Origin of the sequence: Pseudomonas sp. BN102 (assembly GCF_029871245.1) — a bacterium.
Taxonomy (GTDB): Bacteria; Pseudomonadota; Gammaproteobacteria; order Pseudomonadales; family Pseudomonadaceae; genus Metapseudomonas.
This window is the reverse complement of record NZ_SSON01000078.1, coordinates 54,152-76,169: the sequence shown is the minus strand read 5'-3', so window position 1 is coordinate 76,169 and position 22,018 is coordinate 54,152. Positions and strand designations below refer to the sequence as shown.

At 66.2% G+C, this 22,018-nt stretch carries 23 protein-coding genes; 11 read left to right on the top strand and 12 right to left on the bottom strand.

The genetic code is table 11. From position 1 onward, the window contains the following. Positions 1–74 precede the first annotated feature (74 nt). A complete protein-coding gene (locus E8F12_RS26365; protein WP_280328169.1) occupies positions 75–632 on the top strand; it encodes a nitroreductase family protein in 558 nt (185 codons plus the stop codon). On the opposite strand, the gene E8F12_RS26360 is transcribed toward E8F12_RS26365, so the two are convergent. From E8F12_RS26360 to E8F12_RS26335, 6 genes are all read right to left on the bottom strand, one after another. Further along, positions 633–1,958 carry a HAMP domain-containing sensor histidine kinase gene (locus E8F12_RS26360; RefSeq protein WP_280328168.1) on the bottom strand — a complete coding sequence of 442 codons (1,326 nt, stop codon included), beginning with the start codon at positions 1,956–1,958 and terminating at the stop codon, positions 633–635. It lies immediately after the preceding gene. Between the two features lie 84 nt (positions 1,959–2,042). Further along, positions 2,043–2,453 (bottom strand): Spy/CpxP family protein refolding chaperone, encoded by a 411-nt coding sequence (locus tag E8F12_RS26355; RefSeq protein WP_280328167.1) that lies wholly within the window; start codon positions 2,451–2,453, stop codon positions 2,043–2,045. Between the two features lie 223 nt (positions 2,454–2,676). Next, on the bottom strand, positions 2,677–3,354 hold the full coding sequence (locus E8F12_RS26350) for a response regulator transcription factor (RefSeq protein WP_280291268.1): 678 nt from the start codon (positions 3,352–3,354) through the stop codon (positions 2,677–2,679). Positions 3,355–3,362: 8 nt separating this feature from the next. Then, complete coding sequence (locus tag E8F12_RS26345) at positions 3,363–3,800, bottom strand: hypothetical protein (RefSeq protein ID WP_280328166.1); 438 nt, start codon at positions 3,798–3,800, stop codon at positions 3,363–3,365. A 44-nt stretch (positions 3,801–3,844) separates the two neighbouring features. Further along, positions 3,845–4,144: a YciI family protein gene (locus E8F12_RS26340; RefSeq protein ID WP_280291270.1), complete on the bottom strand. Its 300-nt coding sequence runs from the start codon at positions 4,142–4,144 to the stop codon at positions 3,845–3,847. Positions 4,145–4,152: 8 nt separating this feature from the next. Then, complete coding sequence (locus tag E8F12_RS26335) at positions 4,153–4,743, bottom strand: septation protein A (RefSeq protein ID WP_280291272.1); 591 nt, start codon at positions 4,741–4,743, stop codon at positions 4,153–4,155. Positions 4,744–4,809: 66 nt separating this feature from the next. On the opposite strand from E8F12_RS26335, the gene E8F12_RS26330 reads away from it, so the two are divergent. Both E8F12_RS26330 and E8F12_RS26325 read left to right on the top strand, forming a co-directional pair. Continuing rightward, positions 4,810–5,676: a PHP domain-containing protein gene (locus tag E8F12_RS26330; protein ID WP_280328165.1), complete on the top strand. Its 867-nt coding sequence runs from the start codon at positions 4,810–4,812 to the stop codon at positions 5,674–5,676. Positions 5,677–5,689: 13 nt separating this feature from the next. Continuing rightward, positions 5,690–6,319: an L-threonylcarbamoyladenylate synthase gene (locus E8F12_RS26325; RefSeq protein WP_280328164.1), complete on the top strand. Its 630-nt coding sequence runs from the start codon at positions 5,690–5,692 to the stop codon at positions 6,317–6,319. 9 nt (positions 6,320–6,328) lie between these two features. Here the strand turns inward: E8F12_RS26325 and E8F12_RS26320 are convergent, their stop codons facing one another. After that, on the bottom strand, positions 6,329–6,685 hold the full coding sequence (locus E8F12_RS26320) for a PA2779 family protein (protein WP_280328163.1): 357 nt from the start codon (positions 6,683–6,685) through the stop codon (positions 6,329–6,331). A 298-nt stretch (positions 6,686–6,983) separates the two neighbouring features. Between E8F12_RS26320 and E8F12_RS26315 the strand changes: the two genes are divergently transcribed. The 3 genes from E8F12_RS26315 (at position 6,984) to rluB (ending at position 10,018) form a co-directional block, all read left to right on the top strand. Next, positions 6,984–7,682 (top strand): ScpA family protein, encoded by a 699-nt coding sequence (locus E8F12_RS26315; protein WP_280328382.1) that lies wholly within the window; start codon positions 6,984–6,986, stop codon positions 7,680–7,682. After that, positions 7,683–8,471 (top strand): SMC-Scp complex subunit ScpB, encoded by a 789-nt coding sequence (gene scpB / locus E8F12_RS26310; protein WP_280328162.1) that lies wholly within the window; start codon positions 7,683–7,685, stop codon positions 8,469–8,471. A 110-nt stretch (positions 8,472–8,581) separates the two neighbouring features. Further along, on the top strand, positions 8,582–10,018 hold the full coding sequence (gene rluB / locus E8F12_RS26305; RefSeq protein WP_280328161.1) for a 23S rRNA pseudouridine(2605) synthase RluB: 1,437 nt from the start codon (positions 8,582–8,584) through the stop codon (positions 10,016–10,018). A 116-nt stretch (positions 10,019–10,134) separates the two neighbouring features. Here the strand turns inward: rluB and E8F12_RS26300 are convergent, their stop codons facing one another. The 5 genes from E8F12_RS26300 to E8F12_RS26280 form a co-directional block, all read right to left on the bottom strand. After that, the gene (locus tag E8F12_RS26300) at positions 10,135–11,061 is read right to left on the bottom strand and encodes a GGDEF domain-containing protein (RefSeq protein WP_280328160.1); all 927 of its coding nucleotides are present in this window, start codon (positions 11,059–11,061) and stop codon (positions 10,135–10,137) included. A 238-nt stretch (positions 11,062–11,299) separates the two neighbouring features. Then, on the bottom strand, positions 11,300–12,040 hold the full coding sequence (locus E8F12_RS26295; protein ID WP_280289074.1) for a YciK family oxidoreductase: 741 nt from the start codon (positions 12,038–12,040) through the stop codon (positions 11,300–11,302). 113 nt (positions 12,041–12,153) lie between these two features. Then, positions 12,154–12,834, bottom strand: coding sequence for an N-acetylmuramic acid 6-phosphate phosphatase MupP (gene mupP / locus E8F12_RS26290; RefSeq protein WP_280328159.1), 681 nt, complete (start codon positions 12,832–12,834; stop codon positions 12,154–12,156). Next, complete coding sequence (gene ubiG, locus E8F12_RS26285) at positions 12,831–13,529, bottom strand: bifunctional 2-polyprenyl-6-hydroxyphenol methylase/3-demethylubiquinol 3-O-methyltransferase UbiG (protein ID WP_280328158.1); 699 nt, start codon at positions 13,527–13,529, stop codon at positions 12,831–12,833. Before ubiG ends, mupP begins: the two co-directional genes overlap by 4 nt. A gap of 21 nt (positions 13,530–13,550) precedes the next feature. Further along, complete coding sequence (locus tag E8F12_RS26280; protein ID WP_280328157.1) at positions 13,551–14,876, bottom strand: TRZ/ATZ family hydrolase; 1,326 nt, start codon at positions 14,874–14,876, stop codon at positions 13,551–13,553. Between the two features lie 112 nt (positions 14,877–14,988). Between E8F12_RS26280 and mtnA the strand changes: the two genes are divergently transcribed. From mtnA to cysC, 5 genes are all read left to right on the top strand, one after another. Next, the gene (gene mtnA / locus E8F12_RS26275; RefSeq protein WP_280328156.1) at positions 14,989–16,065 is read left to right on the top strand and encodes an S-methyl-5-thioribose-1-phosphate isomerase; all 1,077 of its coding nucleotides are present in this window, start codon (positions 14,989–14,991) and stop codon (positions 16,063–16,065) included. Positions 16,066–16,308: 243 nt separating this feature from the next. Next, positions 16,309–19,086, top strand: coding sequence for a DNA gyrase subunit A (gene gyrA / locus E8F12_RS26270; protein ID WP_280328155.1), 2,778 nt, complete (start codon positions 16,309–16,311; stop codon positions 19,084–19,086). 98 nt (positions 19,087–19,184) lie between these two features. Next, the gene (gene serC / locus E8F12_RS26265; protein ID WP_280328154.1) at positions 19,185–20,270 is read left to right on the top strand and encodes a 3-phosphoserine/phosphohydroxythreonine transaminase; all 1,086 of its coding nucleotides are present in this window, start codon (positions 19,185–19,187) and stop codon (positions 20,268–20,270) included. Then, complete coding sequence (pheA, locus tag E8F12_RS26260) at positions 20,267–21,364, top strand: prephenate dehydratase (RefSeq protein WP_280328381.1); 1,098 nt, start codon at positions 20,267–20,269, stop codon at positions 21,362–21,364. The genes serC and pheA overlap by 4 nt, the downstream gene beginning before the upstream one ends. Next, positions 21,364–21,975: an adenylyl-sulfate kinase gene (gene cysC / locus E8F12_RS26255; RefSeq protein WP_280328153.1), complete on the top strand. Its 612-nt coding sequence runs from the start codon at positions 21,364–21,366 to the stop codon at positions 21,973–21,975. The genes pheA and cysC overlap by 1 nt, the downstream gene beginning before the upstream one ends. Positions 21,976–22,018: the final 43 nt, after the last annotated feature.

Sequence of the window (22,018 nt, the reverse complement as noted above, 5' to 3'; positions counted from 1 at the left end):
TACCTTTGGGTACTGCGAGACTGAGTCGCGTTATCGGCTAGAATGCGCGCTCCCTGATTTTCTGGAGGTGGCCGATGGAGGCTCTCGACGCTCTGCTCAATCGCGTTTCCCTGGGTCGCCTGCAGGAGCCGGCGCCGGATGCCGCTCAGCGCGAACTGTTGTTCCGCGCCGCCCTGCGCGCGCCGGACCATGGTTATCTGCGCCCCTGGCGCTTCCTCACCATCGAAGGCGAAGCCCGCGCGAAACTGGGCGAGCTGTTCGTTTCCGCCCTGCAGGCCAAGGACCCGCAGGCGCCCGAGGCGGCCATCGCCAAGGCCCGCGCCATGCCGTTGCGGGCGCCGCTGATGGTGGTGGTGATCGCTACCCTGCAGGCCGGTCACAAGGTGCCGGAGGTGGAGCAACTGCTGTCCGCCGGATGCGCCGCCCATGGCATCCTCCTCGCCGCTCATGCCCAGGGGCTGGGCGCCATGTGGCGAACCGGCGACATGGCCTATGACCGTAACGTCGCGGCCGGGCTTGGCCTGGGCGAGCAGGAGCGCATCGTCGGCTTCCTCTACCTGGGCAGTGTCGAAGGTGAACGCCGCGCTGCGCCGGAGCTGACTCCGGCGGACTTCGTCAAGGCCTGGGGTTGATCAAGCGGTCGGTGCCAGGGGCAGTTCGAGGGTGGCGATGAAGCCGCCCTCGGGGTGATTGCCCAGGCGCAGGCCGCCGCCGTGGCGCTCGATCGCCCGGCGCGCGATGGCCAGGCCCAGGCCATGGCCGGCGCCCGCCTGGTTGGGCGCGCGGAAGAAGGGCTCGCCCAGTTGCGCCAGGTATTCCGGGGCAACCCCGGGGCCGTGGTCGCGCACGCGGATCAACAGGCGGTCTTCCTCTTCCCTGGCGCTCACTTCCACCGGCTGGCCCTGCGGGTTGAAGCGCAGGGCATTGCGCAACAGATTGTCCAGCGCCCGCTCCAGCATGTCCGGCCAACCTTCGAGCTGCAGGTCCCCGGTGCAGTCCAGGTGCACCTCCTGCTCCGGTGCCAGGAGCCGGGCATCCTCCCTCAGCTTGTCCAGCAGCGGCCGTAGCGCGATGGGGTGAAGCGCACCCGGTTCGGCATCCAGGCGGGCGAGGGCGAGGATCTCGCTGATCAGGGCTTCCAGGCGGTCGCATTCCTGGCCCAGCCTCGGCCAGAGGGCTTCCCGCTGCCCGGGCTCGGCGCGCTCGGCCAGGGCCAGGGCGATGCGCAGTCTGGCCAGCGGCGAGCGGAGTTCGTGGGACACGTCGCGCAGCAGCTGGCGCTGGCTGCCGATCAGGCCCTGCAGCCGTTGGCCCATGCGATTGAAGTCTCCGGCCAGCACCCCCAGCTCGTCGCGACGTCGCGCCAGCCGGGCCAGGCTGTCCTGCTGGTAGGCGGTCTGGCCGAGGTCGTGCACCGCCCGCCGTAGCCGGTCGAGTGGGCGGGTGATGGAGAAGGTCAGGGCCAGGCTGAACAGCGTCAGTACTACCAGGGCGATGCCCAGGGCGCTGAATGGCCAGAGCAGGCTGCCACGGTGCCAGGCTTCCAGCTCGGGGTAGGGAATGCGGTAGATCAACAGGTAGGAATCGCCGCTGGCCGGGCTGGTGTACTCCTCGGTGAGCCGTCGCCAGGGCAGGCGCCGCGAGTTTGACTGGCGTGCCTCGAAGGCGGCGGCGCGGCGTGGGAAGGTGCCTTTCACCACCGCTTGGCCGGTGTCGTTGAGTATCTGCACGTCGATCCGCGCACGGTGTCGGAAGTGTTCCAGGTAGCGCTGGGTGTCGTCCGGGCCCTGGTCCTCGTAGCGCTGCACCAGGCGTTCGGCCAGCCCCTGCAGGGATGGGTGGTGGCTGAGGATCCAGGCGTCCTGGTTGAGGGCACGTCCCAGCAGGATGGCCAGGCCGGCCACCAGGGCCAGGGCCAGCCAGAGCGTGGCCAGGATTCGCCAGAAGAGTGAACGCACGGGGTTGCTCCTGAACGGCAAAGCCCATCAGGCCGGGCAGCCTGATGGGCGTGGATTATGGGTTGCGGCCGGAACCGCGAGGCATTACTGGGCCTTTTTGTCCTTCTCGGCCTTCCAGGCTTCGAACTCGGCGCGCTCGGCGCGGCGTTGTTCCATCTTCTTCTGCATCTCGTCGAAGGTCTTCTGCTGCTCGGGCTTGAGCTGGGCGCGAATGGCCTCGCGGTTCTTGGTTTCAGCGGCCGTGAGCTCGTCCTGCATGGCCTTGCGTTCCGCCGCCGGCAGCTTGTCCAGGTAACGCTGGGTGATCTCGTGGCGGGACTTCATCTGCTCGCGCATCAGCTTGCCGATTTCGTGGCGCTGCTCCTGGGAGAGGTCCAGCTCCTTGAACATGTGGCCACCGAAACCGCGCTCATGGCGCGGGCCGCCTTCCGGCATGGCCATGGCCACGGTCGGCAGGGTAGCGGCGAGCAGCAGGGCGGTGAGGGTCTTGCGCATGGTGGTTCTCCTAGTCTCGATTCCGGCCGGTTGCCGGATGTGCCCAGTCTAGGGACGGCAAGGTCAAGGGCGGTCAGCCATGGGTAAAGGCTGGGTAAAGAACGTCGCAGAACTGTCGGATTGCTTCTTCGTAGGTTGGTGCGGGCCGCGTAGGCCTGAGCTAAGCGAAGCCCAACGAGGCGGCGCTTGCGTCGCCCAGACTGCCGGCCGGTCAGCGGCTGGTTCAGGCGCTGTAGTAGTAGCCGCGGCTGCGCAGGGCAAGGATGCGCGGGCGCCCGTCGGCATGGGCGCCGAGCTTCTTGCGCAGATTGCTGACGTGCATGTCGAGGCTGCGGTCATAGAGGGTCAACTTGCGGCCCAGGGCGAGTTGGGCCAGCTGCTGCTTGTCCAGCGGTTCGCCGGGCTGGCGCAGCAAGGCCTCCAGCAGGCGGCCTTCGGACAGGGTCAGGCTGATCTCGTGGTTGCCGATGCTGACGATGCCGCGCACCGGGCTGTAGCAGAGGTCGCCCACTTCCAGTTGGCTGGAGGGCTGTGGCGGCTGGCTGCGGCGCAGCACGGCGCGCAGGCGGGCCGTGAGTTCGCGGGGGTCGCAGGGTTTGGCTAGGTAGTCGTCCGCCCCCAGTTCCAGGCCGAGGATGCGGTCCAGCGGCTCACCGCGGGCCGAGAGCATCAGCACCGGCAGCTCCGGGTGGTCGCTGCGCAATTGCTTGAGCAGTTCCAGGCCGCTGCCGTCCGGCAGCATGACGTCCAGCACCACGGCTGCCGGCGCGTGCTCGGCCAGGGCGGCGCGCGCCGAATGGCCGTCATGGCAGGCGCGCACGCTGAAGCCTTCCTGGCTGAGCCAGCTGATCAGGAGCTCGCAGAGTTCCTGGTCGTCATCGATTAGCAGCAGTTCACTCATGGGGCAGTTCAGTTGATCCATTGGCGGCGTTGGCGGCGCCCACCACGGGCGGCCAGGCCGGTAACCAGGGACAGCAGGGCGACGCCGCCACCGATGGCGAACCAGGTCTGCTGCTCGCTGAGCAGGCGCGGGGGCTGCGATGCCTGGGCCGCCTTGAGCTGCAGCTTGAGGCGCTGGTTCTCCTGGCGCAGCCGGCTGAGCTGGGCGCTTTCCGGCTCGCCGCTGGCGGCCTCGAGCCTGGCGCTCAGCTCGCTGCGCTGGCGTTCGCTGTCGGCCAGTTGGCCCTGCAGCTGGTGGAGTTGGGCGATCAGTTCGTTGGGGGCGGCAGACGAAGCCACCGCAGGGGTGTTCTCCGCCGGGGCCGCCGGTTGCGGGGGTTCTTCAGCCAGGGCCAGGCGGCAGAGCAGCGCGGCGGTTAACAGCAGGGGCAATTGACCGGCGGGCATCGGAACTCCTTTTTCCTGGCGTGGTTAGGCTGGCGAACGTCGGCTTAGGGGTAGACCTGCTTGAACGGCTTGACCACTACCTCGGCGTAGACGCCGGCGGCACGATAGGGATCGGCGTCGGCCCAGGCCTTGGCGGCGTCGAGGGAGTCGAACTCGGCGACGATCAGGCTGCCGGAGAAGCCCGCGCTGCCCGGATCGATGCTGTCCACCGCCGGGTGCGGGCCGGCCAGGACCAGGCGGCCTTCGGCCTTCAGCTGCTCGAGGCGCGCGAGGTGCGCGGGGCGGCTGGCGAGGCGGTTTTCCAGGGAACCGGCAACGTCGGTGGCGATGATGGCATAGAGCATGGCAGTCCTTACTGTTGAGGCTTTTCGGATTCGCTGTCGTGGATGTGGCGGGCCAGGAATACGCCCTGGCCGACCAGGAAGAGTACGGTCATGCCGAGGCTGCCGAAGACTTTGAAGTCCACCCAGAACTCATGGAAGGTGAAGGCCACGAACAGGTTGGCGAAGCCGCAGACCAGGAAAAACGCTATCCAGGCAAGGTTCAGGCGCACCCAGATGGCATCCGGCATGTTCAGGGCGTGGCCCATGACGCGCTGGATCAGCGGCTTGTCGCCGATGAAGTGGCTACCGGCGAAGGCCAGGGCGAAGAGCCAGTTCACCACGGGCGCCTTCCACTTGAGGAAGGTCTCGCTGTGGAAGGCCAGGGTCATGCCGCCGAACACCAGACAAGCCGCCAGGGTCAGCCACTGGCCTTTTTCCAGGCGGCGCTGGAGCAGGAAGATGGCGCCGTAGACGATCACCGAGCTGATGATAAGAACGGCGGTGGCGCTGAAAATACCGCCTAGCATATAGGTATGCCCGGCCAGCTCGACGGCGCGCGGTTCCAGTTTGTAGACGATGAAGAAGAGAATGAGTGGGATGAAGTCGATGAATTGTTTCACGGCGGCAGCCAGAAGCGGGATGTGGCGGCATAATAACAAACCATTCCCCTAGCGAAAGCACAGCCCATGCAGATAGACCTGCATTGCCACAGTACGGCCTCCGACGGTGTCCTGGCCCCCGCAGCACTGGTCGCCCGCGCCTTTGATCGCGGCGTGCGCCTGCTCGCGCTCACCGACCACGACACGCTGGAAGGCCTGGAAGAGGCACGGGCAGCGGCCCAGGCGCTGGATATGCAACTGATCAACGGTATCGAGCTGTCCTGTACCTGGGGCGGCGCGACCATCCATGTCCTCGGTTACGCCTTTGCCGCCGATGCCCCGGCCTTGCTCGAGTCCATCGCCGCCTTGCACGACGGCCGTTGGGCGCGGGCCGAGGAAATCGCCCGCCGCCTGGCGGCCAAGGGCATGCCCGGCGCGCTGGAGGGCGCGCGGGCGGTGCAGCAGGAGCTGGGCGACAGCGGCAACGCACCGGCTCGACCGCACTTCGCGGAATTCCTGGTCCGCGGCGGCTTCGTCAGCGACCGTGCCGAGGCCTTCCGCAAGTGGCTGGGGGCCGGCAAGCTGGGCGACGTCAAGCAGCACTGGCCGACCCTGGCCGACGCGGTGGGTACTCTGCGCGCTGCCGGCGCCTGGATCAGCCTGGCGCACCCCTGGCAGTACAACTTCACCGGCGCCAAGCGACGCAAGCTGGTGGCGGATTTTATCCAGGCCGGCGGTCACGCCCTGGAAGTGTCCAACGGCCTGCAGCCGGCGGAACAGGTGGGAAGCCTGTCCACTCTGGCGCGAGAATTCGGCATGCTGGTCAGTGCCGGTAGCGATTTCCACGCACCCTGCGATTGGTCGGAGCTGGGCATGTACCGACCCTTGCCGGATGACTTGCCGCCGATCTGGGGGCGCTTCCGCGATGCACACAGCGCTATTGCTGCCCTCTGAACAGGGAGATGTCGTGAGTCAATTTTTCCAGGTACACCCGGAGAATCCACAGCCGCGCCTGATCAAGCAGGCCGTGGAGATCGTCAAGGCCGGCGGGGTGATCGTCTATCCGACCGATTCGTCTTATGCGCTGGGCTGCCTGATCGGCGACAAGAGCGCGGTCGAGCGCATCCGCCGTCTGCGCAGGCTGGACGAGAAGCACAATTTCACCCTGGTCTGCCGCGACCTGTCCGAGATCGGCGTCTTCGCCAAGGTGGACACCACCGCCTTCCGCCTGATCAAGGCGCACACGCCGGGGCCCTACACGTTCATTCTCAGCGCCACCCGCGAAGTACCGCGCATGCTGATGCACCCGAAACGGCGCACCATCGGCCTGCGGGTACCCGACCACCCCATCGCCCTGGCCCTGCTGGAGCAACTGGGCGCGCCCCTGATGAGCACCAGCCTGATCCTGCCCGGTGAAGAGCTGCCCATGAGTGATCCCTACGAGATGCGGCAGATCCTCGAGCACCAGGTGGACCTGATCATCGATGGCGGCCATGGCGGCATGGCCGCGTCCACCGTGATCAACCTCGCCGACGGCGAGCCCGAGGTGGTGCGCGTGGGCTGCGGTGACCCCGAGCCCTTTCTCGGCGAGGACTGAACCAGCCGGTCACAGCAGTATCGCCACCAGGATGATCAATAGCAGGATGATGATGAAGTCGGTGGTGCTGAGGTTCCCCCCTGCGGGCGCCGAGTCCATCTTCTGCACTATCTGCGCGGCTTCTTCATTGGTCAGGGCCTTGACCCTGGCCCGCGCCGTGGCAGCGTCCACGCCCATGGCGCGCATTTCGTCCTGAACCTTGGACTGGGTGAGAAATGCATCGAGCTTGGCGCGATCGTTCGACTGTTGCTGGGTCGAGACCGCTTCATCGGTGCCGATCATGCCGGCTTGGGCCGTGGTTAGCGGCGCCACGCTGAGGCAGAGGAACATCAGGACGGCACTGAACATCAGGGTGACGAATTTCATCGGAACCTCCGTGAGCTTTAAGCTCCAGACCTGACCAGGGGTGCTGCGTCGTACTTTTTTAGTCTGGCACATGGTGCTAACGTGCCCACTTTCCGCCGACCGGTGCATTGCCGGCGTGCCTTCCCACCCCAGGCAGCAGCCCGCACCGGCCGTGCAGCGAGAGGAACAGATGCAGAACACGCCGCCCTCCGAGGGTCAGGACAGCCAGGCGGGCGCCCAGCAGGAACTGCCCTTCGCCCTGGTCTACGGCCAGGCGGTCACCGAGCTGCCGCAGGATCTCTATATCCCGCCGGATGCCCTGGAAGTTTTCCTCGAGGCCTTCGAGGGGCCGCTCGACCTGCTGCTCTACCTGATTCGCAAGCAGAACATCGACATCCTCGACATCCCGGTCGCCGCGATCACCCATCAGTACATGTCCTACGTGGAGCTGATGAAGTCGGTGCGCCTGGAGCTGGCCGCCGAGTACCTGGTGATGGCGGCGATGCTCGCCGAGATCAAGTCGCGCATGCTGCTGCCGCGCTCCAGCGAGGCGGAAGAAGAGGAAGATGACCCGCGCGCCGAACTGATCCGCCGCCTCCAGGAGTACGAACGCTTCAAGCAGGCCGCCGAAGGCATCGACCAGCTGCCGCGGGTGGGCCGCGACCTCACGGTGCCGCGCCTGGATGCCCCGGAAGCGCGAGCGCGCAAGCTGCTGCCGGACGTCGCCCTGGAAGAACTGCTGCTGTCCATGGCCGAGGTATTGCGCCGCGCCGACATGTTCGAGAGCCACCAGGTCACCCGCGAGGCGCTGTCCACCCGCGAGCGCATGAGCGAAGTGCTGGAAAAGCTCAAGGGCGGCGCTTTCGTGCCCTTCGTCAGCCTGTTCACCCTGGAGGAGGGGCGCCTGGGGGTGGTGGTCACCTTCATGGCGGTACTGGAGCTGATCAAGGAACAGCTGGTGGAACTGGTGCAGAATGAGCCCTTCGCCGCCATCCACGTGCGCGCCAGAGCCGAGTAGATGAACCTCAACGACCCCAACGAACTCGCATCGTTGCTGGAAGCCTTTCTGCTGGCCTCCGGCAAGCCTTTGTCGCTGGAGCGCCTGGCCGAACTCTTCGAGGAGGCCGAGCGCCCCGAGCTGTCGATGATCCGCTCGGCCCTGGCAGTGCTGGCGCGAACCTGCGAAGGGCGGGCCTTCGAGCTGCGCGAGGTGGCTTCCGGCTACCGGCTGCAGGTGCGCGAGCGCTTCGCCCCCTGGGTCGGCCGACTCTGGGAGGAGCGTCCGCAACGCTACTCCCGCGCCATGCTGGAGACCCTCGCGCTGGTGGCCTATCGGCAACCCATCACCCGTGGCGAAATCGAGGATATCCGCGGCGTCGCGGTCAACAGCCAGATCGTCAAGACCCTGCTCGAGCGCGAATGGATACGGGTGGTCGGCTACCGCGACGTGCCCGGCAAGCCGGCGATGTTCGCCACCACCCGCGCCTTCCTCGATCACTTCAACCTGAAAAGCCTGGAAGAATTGCCGCCGCTGGCTGCCCTGCGCGAGCTGGAGCCCGAGCCGGTGCTGGGCCTGGATGATGGCGAGGCCCCGGTGCCCGAGGGTCTGCAGGCGCGCGCCGACGCCGAGGATGTGACCGAGCCGCGCGAGGAAACCAGCTTCCGCAGCCTGCTGGCGGAACTGGACAGCATGGAGGAGGGCCTGAAGACGGATTTCGACGATCTGCTCCAGACCCTTCCAGAAGAGTCGGAGGCCGTCGCCACTGAGAACGACGACGAGCCGCTGCCGGACGAAACCCTGCATTGACCGCCACCGGTCGGCAGCGAGGCTGACGCCGCAGCAAGGCTCAACTAGCCTCAGTCCCATTGGCCGCGTATGATGCGCGGCCTTTTTACTGCCACACCGGGAGGTGCCCAGTGAGTGAAGTCGAATACAGCCCCGCAGGGGAAAAACTGCAGAAGGTCCTGGCCCGCATGGGGCTGGCCTCGCGCCGTGATATCGAGGCCTGGATCACCGAAGGCCGGGTCAAGGTCAACGGCGAAGCCGCCACCCTTGGCCAGCGCGTCGATAGCCATGACGCCATCAGCGTCGACGGTCGCCTGCTCAAACGCGAGGAAGAAGCCGAAAGCGTCCGTCGCGTGCTGATCTACAACAAGCCGGAAGGCGAAGTCTGCACCCGCGACGATCCGGAAGGCCGCCCCACCGTGTTCGAGCGCCTACCACGGCTGAAAGCCGGCCGCTGGATCAACATCGGCCGCCTCGACATCAACACCACCGGCCTGTTGCTGTTCACCACCGATGGCGAACTGGCCAACCGCCTGATGCACCCTTCCTTCGAGATGGACCGCGAGTACGCGGTGCGCGTGCGTGGCGAAGTCACCGACGAGATGCTGGAAAACCTCAAGCGCGGCGTGATGCTGGACGACGGCCCGGCCAAGTTCACCGACATCAAGGAAGCCCCCGGCGGCGAAGGCCTGAACCACTGGTACCACTGCGTGGTGATGGAAGGCCGCAACCGTGAAGTACGCCGTCTCTGGGAGTCCCAGGGGCTGGTGGTCAGCCGCCTGAAGCGCGTGCGTTTCGGCCCGGTGTTCATCACCTCCGACCTGACCATGGGTCGCTGGCGCGAAATGAGCCAGAGCGAAGTGGACATCCTCAGCACCGAGGTTGGCCTGAAGCCCGTGGCCCTGCCGGCCATGAAGGGCAAGTTCCGCGAGAAGCTGGATCGCCTGCAGCGCAAGTCGGCCAAGCCGGTGGGCGCGCGTGCGCCGCGTCGCGAAGACGACCAGCGTCCCGCCCGTGGCCCGCGCCACGAGGGCGATGAGCGCCCGGCTCGTGCTCCACGCCGTGACGGCGACGAGCGTCCGGCCCGTGGTCCGCGCAGCGAAGGCGGCGAGCGCCCGGCTCGTGGTCCGCGCCGTGAGGGTGACGAGCGTCCAGCCCGTGGTCCGCGCCGTGACGGCGAAGAGCGTCCGGCTCGTGGCCCGCGCAGCGAGGGCGGCGAGCGTCCGACTCGTGGTCCGCGCCGTGAGGGTGACGAGCGTCCGGCTCGTGGTCCGCGCCGTGAGGGTGACGAGCGTCCGGCCCGTGGTCCGCGCAGTGAAGGTGGTGAGCGTCCGGCCCGTGGTCCGCGTCGCGAAGGTGACGAGCGTCCCGCTCGCGCGCCGCGCAGCACGCCGGTAGCCGACCGTCCGCGCGACGTGAACAAGAAGCGCCCGGCCAAGTCCCATGGCGAGCGTCCGGCCGTCGAGCTGGCGGATCGCCCGGCCCGCAAGCCGCAGCGTCCGCAGAACAAGCGCAGCGGTCCGCCCGGCGGCGAAGGCCAGCGTCCGGGTTTCGGTCGCAAGCGCTGATTCCAGGCGAAATGAAGAAGGGGCTCATCGAGCCCCTTCTTTTTTGTTCAGCTTCCGTCTTGCGGGAGCGAATTCATTCGCGATTGAAATCGCTCCCGCAATGGGGGGATCGGCAATCAGCCGGCCATGGACAGCCGGTTGCGACCTTCCCGTTTGGCCACATAAAGGGCGTTGTCCGCGCGGCGCAGCAGGCTGTCTACCGATTCGGCCGGGAGCAGGGTGGCGCAACCGAGGCTGATGGACAGGTCCAGCGGATGGCCCTGGACCAGGTACTGCAATTCGAGGATGCCCAGGCGCAGGCGTTCGCCCACCAGGGCAGCGGCTTCGCGGCAGGTTCCGGAGAGCAGCACGAGGAATTCCTCGCCGCCGAAGCGGAACACCATGTCGACATTGCGCAGGCGTGCCTTGAGCGTGGTGGCCACCGCCTTCAGCACTTCATCGCCTGTGCCATGGCCGTACTGGTCGTTGATCCGCTTGAAGTGATCGATGTCCAGCATCAGCACGGACAGTGGCTGCAGGTTGCGCCGCGCCAGGTCAACCTCGCGCTGCAGGGTCTGCTCCATGGCGATGCGGTTGCCGGTGTCGGTCAGTGGGTCGCGCAGTGCGCTCTGGATCGCGGCGCGGTAGAGCAAGGCGTTGCGCAGCGGGAAGAGCAGGCTGGAGAGCAGGGATTCCAGCTGATTCAGCTCCTGCTCGTCGAAGCGCTGGTTGCGGCGGAAGATCAGCTCGCCCAGGTACTCGCCTTCGTGGCTGAGGCGGTAGCCTGCGGAATGGCTGGAGCGGGTGCCGAGTTCCAGGCGCAGGTCGCTGCTCTGGTGGTGGTAGGCCAGGGCGTCCAGGGGAACCAGACGTTGCACTTCGTCGAAGAACAGGCTGACGATGCGCTCGACTTCCAGGCTGGTCTGCAGTTGCAGGGCCAGCTGCCGACGCAGCTCCGCCAGGCTGGTGGGGCGCAGCTTGGGTTGGCGATTGCCAGTGAAGCCGAGCCGCTGCAGCTTGGCGGCATCGAAATCGATGGTGTTGGTCCGGGTGGGAGGAACCATTGAATTGAACCTCTGACGCAAATAGCGACGACACCGGGCATAGAGCTAATTTCGTGCCAGGAGCTCGTAAGCAGTTGAAAACCTTGTTTTTCAATCAGTTAGCATTTTCTTTCGACGCCAGGCGGCAAGCCTTTGCCGGCTGGTGGCGAAATAGTGGCAATGTGATGCCGTTCACGGGGCGGAGTCGTCGGAAAACTGACGGAGGCTGCGGCGGTCCGATGACCGCCGCGGAGGGAGGTCATTGCGCGTCGAAAGCCTGGCCGTTCACACCAGCGCTGTCCGGCCCCATGAGATAGAGGTAGACAGGCATGATCGTGGCGGGTTCCGGATTGTTGTCAGGGTTTTCACCGGGGTAGGCCTGGGCGCGCATGTCGGTACGGGTGGCGCCGGGATTGACGCTGTTGGCACGGACGCTGGCGATGCCGTCGACCTCATCGGCCAGCACCTGCATCAGGCCTTCGCTGGCGAACTTGGAGACCGCGTAAGCGCCCCAGTAGGCGCGACCCTTGCGGCCGACGCTGCTGGAGGTGAAGACCACCGAGGCGTCCCTGGACAGCTTCAGCAGCGGCAGCAGTGTGCTGGTCAGCATGAACATGGCGTTGACGTTGACCTGCATGACGCGCATGAAGTTTTCGCCGGACAGCTGCTCGATGGGTGTGCGCGGGCCGAGGATGGAAGCATTGTGCAGCAGGCCATCGATGCGTCCGAACTCGGCCTCCAGGGTCGCTGCCAGTTCGTCGTACTGGTGCGGCTGGGCGGTTTCCAGGTTGAACGGGATCACCGCGGGCTGCGGGTGACCGGCAGCCTCGATCTCGTCATAGACGGCATTCAGGCTGGCCTCGGTCTTGCCCAGCAGCAGCACGGTGGCGCCATGGGCTGCAAAGGTCTTGGCGGCGGCCGCACCGATGCCGCGACCGGCGCCGGTGATCAGGATGACCCGATCCTTGAGCAGGTCGGGGCGGGCGGAGTACTGGAACATGTGGAGGGGCTCCTTCGGAGAGCTGCAAGTGGCAAGCTTCAAGCAGCAGGTAAAAGCATCTGGAAAGCACCGGTCAGCTTGAAGCTCGTCGCTTGAAGCTTACCGCGGCTGCCTCAGCAGCTGCACAGCGCGCGATCGAGTACGGCGCGCAATTCAAGCGGATGGTCGACCACCACGTCGGCGCCCCAGTGCGTGGGGTTGTCGCTGGGGTGGATGTAGCCGTAGCTGACTGCGGCGGTGCGGGTGCCGGCGGCGCGGCCGGACTCGATATCGCGCAGGTCGTCACCGACGAAGAGCACGCTGGCCGGGTCCAGGTTCAGCTTGCTGCAGGCGAGCAGCAGCATTTCCGGGTCGGGCTTGCTGTTCTTCACATGGTCGGGGCAGATCAGCACGGCGGAGCGATCGGCGAGGCCGAGCTGCTCCATGATGGGTTCGGCGAAACGCACCGGCTTGTTGGTCACCACGCCCCAGATCAGCTTGGCCTGCTCAATGTCCGCCAGCAGCTCGTCGATGCCGTCGAAGGGGCGGGTGAGTACGGCGCAGTGGCTCTGGTAGCGCTCGAGGAATTCCAGGCGCAGGGGCTCGAATTCCGCTGCGTCCGGGTCCATCTCGAAGGCGCAGGCGACCATGGCGCGGGCGCCGCCGGAGACCACGTCGCGGATCAGTCGCTCGTCCTGCGGCGGCAGGCCGCGTTCGGCGCGCATGGCCTGGCAGATGGCGATGAAGTCCGGCGCCGAGTCCAGCAGGGTGCCGTCCATATCGAAGAGAACCGCTCTGAGTCGCATGCCGGTCAATCCTCGCGCAGGGTCTGGATCATGTAGTTGACGTCGACGTCAGCTTCCAGCTTGTAGTGCTTGGTCAGCGGATTGTACGTCAGGCCGATGATGTCCTTGACCGTCAGGCTGGCCGCACGGCTCCAGGCGCCAAGCTCGGAGGGACGGATGAATTTCTTGAAGTCGTGGGTGCCGCGGGGCAGCAGGCCCATGATGTACTCGGCGCCGACAATGGCGAAGAGATAGGCCTTGGGGTTGCGGTTGATGGTGGAGAAGAACACCTGGCCGCCCGGCTTCACCAGGGTATGGCAGGCGCGGATCACCGAGGCCGGGTCCGGCACGTGTTCGAGCATTTCCATGCAGGTGACCACATCGAACTGGCCCGGCATCTCGGCGGCCAGGGCTTCGGCGGTGATGCGCCGGTACTCCACTGGTACGCCGGACTCCAGCTGGTGCAGCTGGGCCACCGCCAGGGGCGCTTCACCCATGTCGATGCCGGTGACCGTGGCGCCGCGCTGGGCCATGGATTCGCTGAGGATGCCGCCGCCGCAACCGACGTCCAGCACCTTCTTGCCGGCCAGCTTGACGCGTTCGTCAATCCAGTTGACCCGCAGCGGGTTGATGTCGTGCAGGGGTTTGAACTCGCTCTCGCGGTCCCACCAGCGGTGGGCGAGGGCCTCGAACTTGGCGATTTCGACGTGATCGACGTTGGTCATGGGATGTCCTCGAAACAGAATTCAGCGGCCGGCGATGCGATCGCCCCAGGCGCGGGCGGTGACGCCCAGGCGCTCTTCGTCCAGGCGGGTCAGGCGGCCGTCGTCCAGCAGTTGCTTGCCGTCGACCCAGAGGTGCCGCACCGAATCGCGCCCGGTGGCATAGATGAGTTGGGAAACCGGGTCGTAGACCGGTTGCTGGGCCAGCCCGGAAAGGTCGAAGGCGACCAGGTCGGCAGCCTTGCCGACTTCCAGGGAGCCGGTGTCCTGCTCGAGCCCCAGGGCACGTGCGCCATTCAGCGTGGCCATGCGCAGGGCGCGGTGGGCATCCAGGGCGCTGGCCGAGCCGGCGACCGCCTTGGCCAGGAGGGCGGCGGTGCGGGTTTCGCCGAGCAGGTCCAGGTCGTTGTTGCTGGCTGCGCCATCGGTGCCGATGGCGACATTGACGCCGGCCTGCCAGAGGCGTTCCACTGGGCAGAAGCCGCTGGCCAGCTTGAGGTTGGATTCGGGGCAGTGGATCACGCTGCTGTTGCTTTCCACCAGTTGGGCGAGGTCGGCGTCGTCCACCTGGGTCATGTGCACGGCCTGAAAGCGCGGTCCCAGCAGGCCGAGGCGGGCGAGCCGGGCCATGGGGCGCTCGCCGCGCAGCTCCAGGCTCTGCTGGACCTCGAAGGCGGTTTCCTGGACGTGCATATGAATGCCGGCGTCCAGTTCCTCGGCCAGCACGCGGATGTTCTCCAGCTTGTCGTCGCTGACGCTATAGGGCGCATGGGGGCCGAAGGCCACCTTGATCCGTGGGTGGTGCTTGAGGTCGCTGAACAGCTCGACGCCACGGCGAATGGCCTCGGCCGCGTCGACCGCGCCGGGGATCGGGAAGTCCAGCACCGGAATCGCCAGCTGGGCCTTGATGCCCGCGGCGTGGATGGCGGCGCTGGCCTGGGCCGGGAAGAAATACATGTCGGAGAAGCAGCTGATGCCGCCTTTGATCTGCTCGGCCACGGCCAGTTCGGTGCCGTCCCTGACGAATATCTCATTGACCCACTTGGCCTCGGCGGGCCAGATGTGTTCCTGTAGCCAGGTCATCAGCGGCAGGTCGTCGGCCAGTCCGCGGAACAGGGTCATGGCGGCGTGGCCGTGGGCATTGATCAGTCCGGGGGCCAGCAGCATGCCCGGCAGCTCGCGCCGTTCGCGGGCGTCGACGCGCAGCGCCAGGTCCCGCGGGGCCAGCAGGGCGATGCGGCCGTCGCGGATGCCCAGCGCATGATCCCGCAGGACTACGCCGGCAGGTTCTACCGGAACTATCCAGGACGGCAGCAGAAGCAGATCGAGCGGGGCGTTGGGGCTGGGCATGGAGGCGCATCCTGGGCGCAAAACGAAGTGGCGGCAGTATACCCGAGCCAGATGGCCTCCGGCTCGCTATAATCTGCGGTTTTTCCGCGAGTTACGGGTGGCGAGGTGGTCGATGCGTGAACAACTGTTAGCAGCCGAGAAGGTCAAGGCCATCGACTGGCGTGACGGCGTACTCCACCTGCTCGACCAGCGCCTGCTGCCGGCCGAGGAAGTCTGGCTGCCCTACGACTCCGCCGAAGGCGTGGCTCAGGCCATCCGCCAGATGGTGGTGCGGGGGGCGCCGGCCATCGGCATCAGCGCCGCTTATGGCGTGGTCCTGGGCGCCCGAGCCCGTATCGCCGCCGGTGGCGACTGGCGCGAGGCGCTGGAGATCGATTTCAAGGCGCTTGCCGATTCCCGGCCGACTGCAGTCAACCTGTTCTGGGCGCTGAACCGCATGCGCGAGCGCCTGCAGCGCCTGCGCGACGGTGAAACGCCGTTGCAGGCCCTGGAGGCCGAGGCTGTCGCCATCCACCTGAGCGACCGCGAGGCCAACCTGACCATGGCCCAGCTGGGCATGGAGCTGATTCGCAAGCACCAGGGCAGTCCGCAGGCCCTGTTGACCCACTGCAACACCGGCGCCCTGGCTACCGGCGGTTTCGGTACCGCCCTCGGGGTGATCCGCGCCGCCCACCTCGACGGGCTGGTGGAGCGGGTCTACGCCGACGAAACCCGTCCCTGGCTGCAGGGCGCCCGCCTGACCGCCTGGGAGCTGGCCAACGAAGGGGTGCCGGTGAGCCTGAATGCCGATGCCGCCGCCGCCCACCTGATGAAGACCGCGGGCATCACCTGGGTGATAGTCGGCGCCGACCGCATCACCGCCAATGGCGACGTGGCGAACAAGATCGGCACCTACCAGTTGGCGGTCAACGCCATGCACCACGGGGTGCGCTTCATGGTGGTGGCGCCCAGTTCCACCATCGACATGTCCCTGGAAAGCGGCGACGACATCCCGATCGAGGAGCGCGACGGCTCCGAGTTGCTGGATCTGGGTGGTCGCCGTGTCGCGGCCGAGGTTCATGCGGTGAACCCGGTATTCGATGTGACCCCGGCCGACCTGATCGACGCTATCGTGACCGAGAAGGGCGTGGTAGAACGCCCCGACGCCGCCAAGATGGCTCAGCTGATGTGCCGCAAGCGCCTGCATTGAGGCTTTGCTGCGGCATTTTTACCCGCCCGGCAGGCCGCCCGGCGGGGTAGGTGCAAGGCGGTGACTGTGGTAAGCTCCGGCAGTTATCGCGGCCCCTCCGATGAGGCGGCCGAATTGCACAGATCCTTGGCTTAACTCGTTGATTTGTCGTGAGTCGCTGCCGCATCTGGCCGCAGTGACGAGCTTCGCCCCGCTCAGGACGAGCGGGGCGGAGTTTCATCAGAAAAAGGAACCAGGCTTCTCATGGGCGAACTGGCCAAAGAAATCCTCCCGGTCAATATCGAAGACGAGCTGAAACAGTCCTACCTCGACTACGCGATGAGCGTGATCGTCGGGCGTGCCTTGCCGGACGCGCGCGACGGCCTCAAGCCGGTGCACCGTCGCGTCCTCTTCGCGATGAGCGAACTGGGCAACGACTGGAACAAACCGTACAAGAAGTCCGCCCGTGTGGTCGGTGACGTCATCGGTAAGTACCACCCCCACGGCGACACTGCCGTGTACGACACCATCGTCCGCATGGCCCAGCCCTTCTCGCTGCGCTACATGCTGGTCGACGGCCAGGGCAACTTCGGTTCGGTGGACGGCGACAACGCCGCGGCCATGCGATACACCGAAGTGCGCATGTCCAAGCTGGCCCATGAGCTGCTGGCCGACCTGGACAAGGAAACCGTGGACTGGGTGCCCAACTACGACGGCACCGAACAGATCCCGGCGGTCATGCCGACCAAGATCCCCAACCTGCTGGTCAACGGTTCCAGCGGTATCGCCGTCGGCATGGCCACCAACATTCCGCCGCACAACCTCGGCGAAGTCATCGACGGTTGCCTGGCGCTGATGGACAACCCGGAGCTCACCGTCGATGACCTGATGAAGTACATCCCGGGTCCCGACTTCCCCACTGCCGGTATCATCAATGGCCGCGCCGGCATCATCGAGGCCTATCGCACCGGCCGTGGCCGCATCTATATGCGTGCCCGTGCCGAGGTCGAGGACATCGACAAGGTCGGCGGCCGCCAGCAGATCGTCATCACCGAGCTGCCCTACCAGCTGAACAAGGCGCGTCTGATCGAGAAGATCGCCGAGCTGGTCAAGGAGAAGAAGCTCGAAGGCATCACCGAACTGCGCGACGAGTCCGACAAGGACGGCATGCGCGTGGTCATCGAGCTGCGCCGTGGCGAGGTACCCGAGGTCATCCTCAACAACCTCTACGCCCAGACCCAGCTGCAGAGCGTGTTCGGCATCAACGTGGTGGCCCTGGTCGATGGCCAGCCGCGCACGATGAACCTGAAGGACATGCTCGAAGTGTTTGTCCGTCACCGCCGCGAAGTGGTGACCCGCCGGACCGTCTACGAGCTGCGCAAGGCCCGCGAGCGCGGCCATATCCTCGAAGGCCAGGCGGTCGCCCTGTCGAACATCGACCCGGTGATCGAGCTGATCAAGAACTCGCCGACCCCGGCCGAGGCCAAGGAACGCCTGATCGCCACCCCCTGGGAATCCAGCGCGGTGGAAGCCATGGTCGAGCGCGCCGGCGCCGATGCCTGCCGTCCGGAAGACCTCGATCCGCAGTACGGCCTGCGTGATGGCAAGTACTTCCTGTCGCCGGACCAGGCCCAGGCCATCCTCGAGCTGCGCCTGCACCGCCTGACTGGCCTGGAACACGACAAGCTCCTCGCCGAATACCAGGAAATCCTCACCCTGATCGGCGAGCTGATCCGCATCCTCACCAACCCCGAGCGCCTGATGGAAGTCATCCGCGAGGAGCTGGAGAAGGTCAAGGCCGAGTTCGGCGACGCCCGCCGCACCGAGATTGTCGCGTCCCAGGTGGACCTGACCATCGCCGACCTGATCACCGAGGAAGAGCGCGTCGTCACCATCTCCCACGGCGGCTACGCCAAGTCCCAGCCGCTGCACGCCTACCAGGCCCAGCGCCGTGGCGGCAAGGGCAAGTCGGCCACCGGGGTGAAGGACGAGGACTACATCGAACACCTGCTGGTCGCCAACAGCCATGCCACCCTCCTGCTGTTCTCCAGCAAGGGCAAGGTCTACTGGCTGCGCACCTTCGAGATTCCAGAAGCCTCGCGCACCGCGCGCGGCCGCCCGCTGGTCAACCTGCTGCCGCTGGATGAGGGTGAGCGCATCACCGCCATGCTGCAGATCGACCTGGAAGCCCTGCAACAGAGCGCTGGCGCGGAAGAGGACCTGGACGAGAACGAAGGCCTGGTGATCGAAGGCGAAGTGGTCGAAGCCGAAGGCGGCGACGACAACGACGCCGAAGTCGCCGACGACGAGCAGGACGAGCCCACCGGCGCCTACATCTTCATGGCGACTGCCTATGGCACCGTGAAGAAGACCCCGCTGGTGCAGTTCAGCCGTCCGCGTTCGAGCGGCCTGATCGCCCTGAAGCTGGAGGAGGGCGACACCCTGATCGCCGCCGCCATTACCGACGGCGCCAAGGAAGTGATGCTGTTCTCCGACGGTGGCAAGGTCATCCGCTTCAAGGAGAAGCACGTGCGCACCATGAGCCGAATCGCCCGTGGCGTACGCGGCATGCGCCTGCCGGAAGGCCAGAGCCTGATCTCCATGCTGATCCCGGAAGCGGGCGCGCAGATCCTTTCCGCCTCCGAACGCGGCTACGGCAAGCGCACCCCCCTGGAAGACTACCCGCGCCGCGGTCGCGGCGGCCAGGGCGTGATCGCCATGGTCACCAACGAGCGCAACGGCAAGCTGGTGGGCGCGGTACAGGTGCAGGATGGCGAGGAGATCATGCTGATCTCCGACCAGGGCACCCTGGTCCGTACCCGTGTGGACGAAGTCTCCAGCTCCAGCCGCAACACCCAGGGCGTGACCCTGATCAAGCTGGCCAAAGACGAGACCCTGGTGGGCCTGGAGCGTGTGCAGGAGCCGTCCGACGACGGCGAGTCCGAGGCGCTGGAAGGCGAAGAACTGGCTGTTGAAGGCGCGGAAGATGCCGCGGTCGACGACACCCAGCTGGACGACGCACAACCGGCAGGTGAAGAGTAAGAGCAGCAGAAACGGGCAGGCCGTCGCCGGCCTGTCCATTCGGTAGATGACAATCGGCGGGGGTACTGGTGCCCCCGCGCTACCCAGTGAGAGTGGATGTGAGCAAGCGAGCCTTTAACTTCTGCGCCGGCCCGGCCGCGCTTCCGGAAGCTGTTCTGCAACGCGCCCAGGCGGAACTCCTCGATTGGCAGGGCAAAGGCCTGTCCGTCATGGAGATGAGCCACCGCAGCGATGAATACGTCGCCATTGCCGAAAAGGCCGAGCAGGATCTGCGCGACCTGCTGTCCATCCCCTCGAACTACAAGGTGCTGTTCCTCCAGGGCGGCGCCAGCCAGCAATTCGCCGAGATCCCGCTCAACCTGCTGCCCGAGAACGGCGTAGCCGACTACATCGACACCGGCATCTGGTCGAAGAAGAGCATCGACGAGGCCAGCCGCTTCGGCCGCGTGAACGTCGCCGCCAGCGCCAAGGGCTACGACTACTTCGCCATTCCCGGCCAGAACGAGTGGCAGTTGTCCAAGGACGCGGCCTACCTGCACTACGCCTCCAACGAAACCATCGGCGGCCTGCAGTTCGACTGGATCCCGGAAGTGGGCGACGTGCCCCTGGTGGTGGACACGTCCTCGGACATCCTCTCCCGCCCGCTGGACATTTCCCGCTTCGGCCTGATCTACGCTGGCGCGCAGAAGAACATCGGCCCCAGCGGCCTGGTGGTGGTCATCGTCCGCGAGGACCTGCTCGGCCGCGCCCGCACCACCTGCCCGACCATGCTCAACTACAAGGTCGCCGCCGATAACGGCTCCATGTACAACACCCCGGCCACCTTCTCCTGGTACCTCTCGGGCCTGGTCTTCGAGTGGCTCAAGGAGCAGGGCGGCGTCGAGGCCATGGAGCTGCGCAACAAGGCGAAGAAGGACCTGCTCTACGGCGTCATCGACAAGAGCGAGTTCTACGCCAACCCCATCGCCACAAACGCCCGCTCCTGGATGAACGTGCCGTTCCGCCTGGCCGACGAGCGCCTGGACAAACCCTTCCTGGCTGGCGCCGACGCCCGTGGCTTGCTGAATCTCAAGGGCCATCGCTCGGTGGGCGGCATGCGCGCCTCCATCTACAACGCGGTCGGTCTCGACGCGGTGGAAGCCCTGGTGGCCTATATGGCGGAGTTCGAGAAGGAGCACGGCTGATGTCCGAGCAAGAACTCAAGGCGCTGCGGGTACGCATCGACAACCTCGACGAGAAGATCCTCGAGCTGATCAGCGAGCGCGCTCGCTGCGCCCAGGACGTGGCGCGGGTGAAGATGCAGTCCCTGCCCGCGGGCGAGACGCCGGTCTTCTACCGCCCCGAGCGCGAGGCCTGGGTGCTCAAGCACATCATGGACCGCAACAAGGGCCCGCTGGACAACGAAGAGATGGCGCGGCTGTTCCGCGAGATCATGTCCTCCTGCCTCGCCCTGGAGCAGCCGCTCAAGGTCGCCTACCTCGGCCCCGAGGGCACTTTCACCCAGGCCGCGGCGCTCAAGCATTTCGGCCATGCGGTGATCAGCGCGCCGATGGCGGCCATCGACGAAGTCTTTCGCGAAGTCGCCGCCGGTGCGGTGAACTTCGGCGTGGTGCCCGTGGAGAACTCCACCGAGGGCGCGGTGAACCACACCCTCGACAGCTTCCTCGAGCACGACATGGTCATCTGCGGTGAAGTGGAGCTGCGTATCCACCACCATCTGCTGGTGGGCGATACCACCAAGACCGACAACATCACCCGCATCTACTCCCACGCCCAGTCCCTGGCCCAGTGCCGCAAGTGGCTGGACGCCCATTACCCGAACGTCGAACGCGTGGCGGTGTCCAGCAACGCCGACGCCGCGAAAAGGGTGAAGAGCGAGTGGAACTCGGCGGCCATCGCCGGTGACATGGCGGCCAGCCTCTACGGCCTGACCAAGCTCTGCGAGAAGATCGAGGACCGTCCGGACAACTCCACGCGTTTCCTCATCATCGGCAGCCAGGAAGTGCCGCCGACCGGCGACGACAAGACCTCCATCATCGTCTCCATGCGCAACAAGCCTGGCGCCCTGCATGAGCTGCTGGTGCCTTTCCACAACAACGGCATCGACCTGACCCGCATCGAGACCCGCCCGTCCCGTAGCGGCAAGTGGACCTATGTGTTCTTCATCGACTTCGTCGGCCACCATCGCGATCCGCTGATCAAGGACGTTCTGGAGAAGATCAACCAGGAAGCCGTTGCCCTGAAGGTGCTGGGTTCCTACCCGAAAGCGGTGCTCTAGTGGACGGCAGCCGTCAGGTCGAGTGGCGCTCCTTGCTGGTGGGCCGTGGCCAACGCGCCAGCCTCAAGCAGCAGGAACCGTGCCTCGTCTGGCTCACCGGCTTCAGCGGCGCGGGCAAGTCGACCCTGGCCGACGCCCTGGAGCGTCGGTTGCACAGCGAGGGCCGGCACACCTACCTGCTCGATGGCGACAACCTGCGCCATGGCCTGAACGGCGACCTGGGCTTCACCGCGCAGGACCGCAAGGAAAACATCCGCCGGGTCGGCGAAGTCGCGGCGCTGATGGTCGACGCAGGATTGATCGTCATCGCCGCCTTCATCTCGCCCTTTCGCAGCGACCGCGACGCGATCCGCCAACTGCTTCCGGGACGCTTCGTCGAGGTCTTCGTCAATACCCCTCTGGATGTCTGCGAGCAGCGTGATCCGAAAGGGCTCTATCGCAAGGCGCGCGCGGGTCTGCTGAAGGATTTCACCGGCCTGGACTCACCGTTCGAGAAGCCACTGGCGGCCGAGCTGACCTTCGATACCACTGACCTGAGCGTGGAGACGGCGGTCCAGCAGATACATGACTACCTTCGACACCATCGATTTCTGGAAGGGCCGGGCGCGTAATGAACGGCCATGACCTGAACCGCAGCGAATCGACAACGATCAT

What these genes read in the sequence shown, in the direction of transcription:
- E8F12_RS26320 (WP_280328163.1), bottom strand. Translation starts at nt 6,685, where the DNA reads ATGAAATTCGTCACCCTGATGTTCAGTGCCGTCCTGATGTTCCTCTGC.
- E8F12_RS26330 (WP_280328165.1), top strand. Translation starts at nt 4,810, where the DNA reads ATGCAGATAGACCTGCATTGCCACAGTACGGCCTCCGACGGTGTCCTG.
- gyrA (WP_280328155.1), top strand. Translation starts at nt 16,309, where the DNA reads ATGGGCGAACTGGCCAAAGAAATCCTCCCGGTCAATATCGAAGACGAG.
- E8F12_RS26300 (WP_280328160.1), bottom strand. Translation starts at nt 11,061, where the DNA reads ATGGTTCCTCCCACCCGGACCAACACCATCGATTTCGATGCCGCCAAG.
- mtnA (WP_280328156.1), top strand. Translation starts at nt 14,989, where the DNA reads ATGCGTGAACAACTGTTAGCAGCCGAGAAGGTCAAGGCCATCGACTGG.
- E8F12_RS26345 (WP_280328166.1), bottom strand. Translation starts at nt 3,800, where the DNA reads ATGCCCGCCGGTCAATTGCCCCTGCTGTTAACCGCCGCGCTGCTCTGC.
- ubiG (WP_280328158.1), bottom strand. Translation starts at nt 13,529, where the DNA reads ATGACCAACGTCGATCACGTCGAAATCGCCAAGTTCGAGGCCCTCGCC.
- E8F12_RS26365 (WP_280328169.1), top strand. Translation starts at nt 75, where the DNA reads ATGGAGGCTCTCGACGCTCTGCTCAATCGCGTTTCCCTGGGTCGCCTG.
- E8F12_RS26355 (WP_280328167.1), bottom strand. Translation starts at nt 2,453, where the DNA reads ATGCGCAAGACCCTCACCGCCCTGCTGCTCGCCGCTACCCTGCCGACC.
- E8F12_RS26295 (WP_280289074.1), bottom strand. Translation starts at nt 12,040, where the DNA reads ATGTTCCAGTACTCCGCCCGCCCCGACCTGCTCAAGGATCGGGTCATC.
- scpB (WP_280328162.1), top strand. Translation starts at nt 7,683, where the DNA reads ATGAACCTCAACGACCCCAACGAACTCGCATCGTTGCTGGAAGCCTTT.
- E8F12_RS26340 (WP_280291270.1), bottom strand. Translation starts at nt 4,144, where the DNA reads ATGCTCTATGCCATCATCGCCACCGACGTTGCCGGTTCCCTGGAAAAC.
- E8F12_RS26280 (WP_280328157.1), bottom strand. Translation starts at nt 14,876, where the DNA reads ATGCCCAGCCCCAACGCCCCGCTCGATCTGCTTCTGCTGCCGTCCTGG.
- E8F12_RS26350 (WP_280291268.1), bottom strand. Translation starts at nt 3,354, where the DNA reads ATGAGTGAACTGCTGCTAATCGATGACGACCAGGAACTCTGCGAGCTC.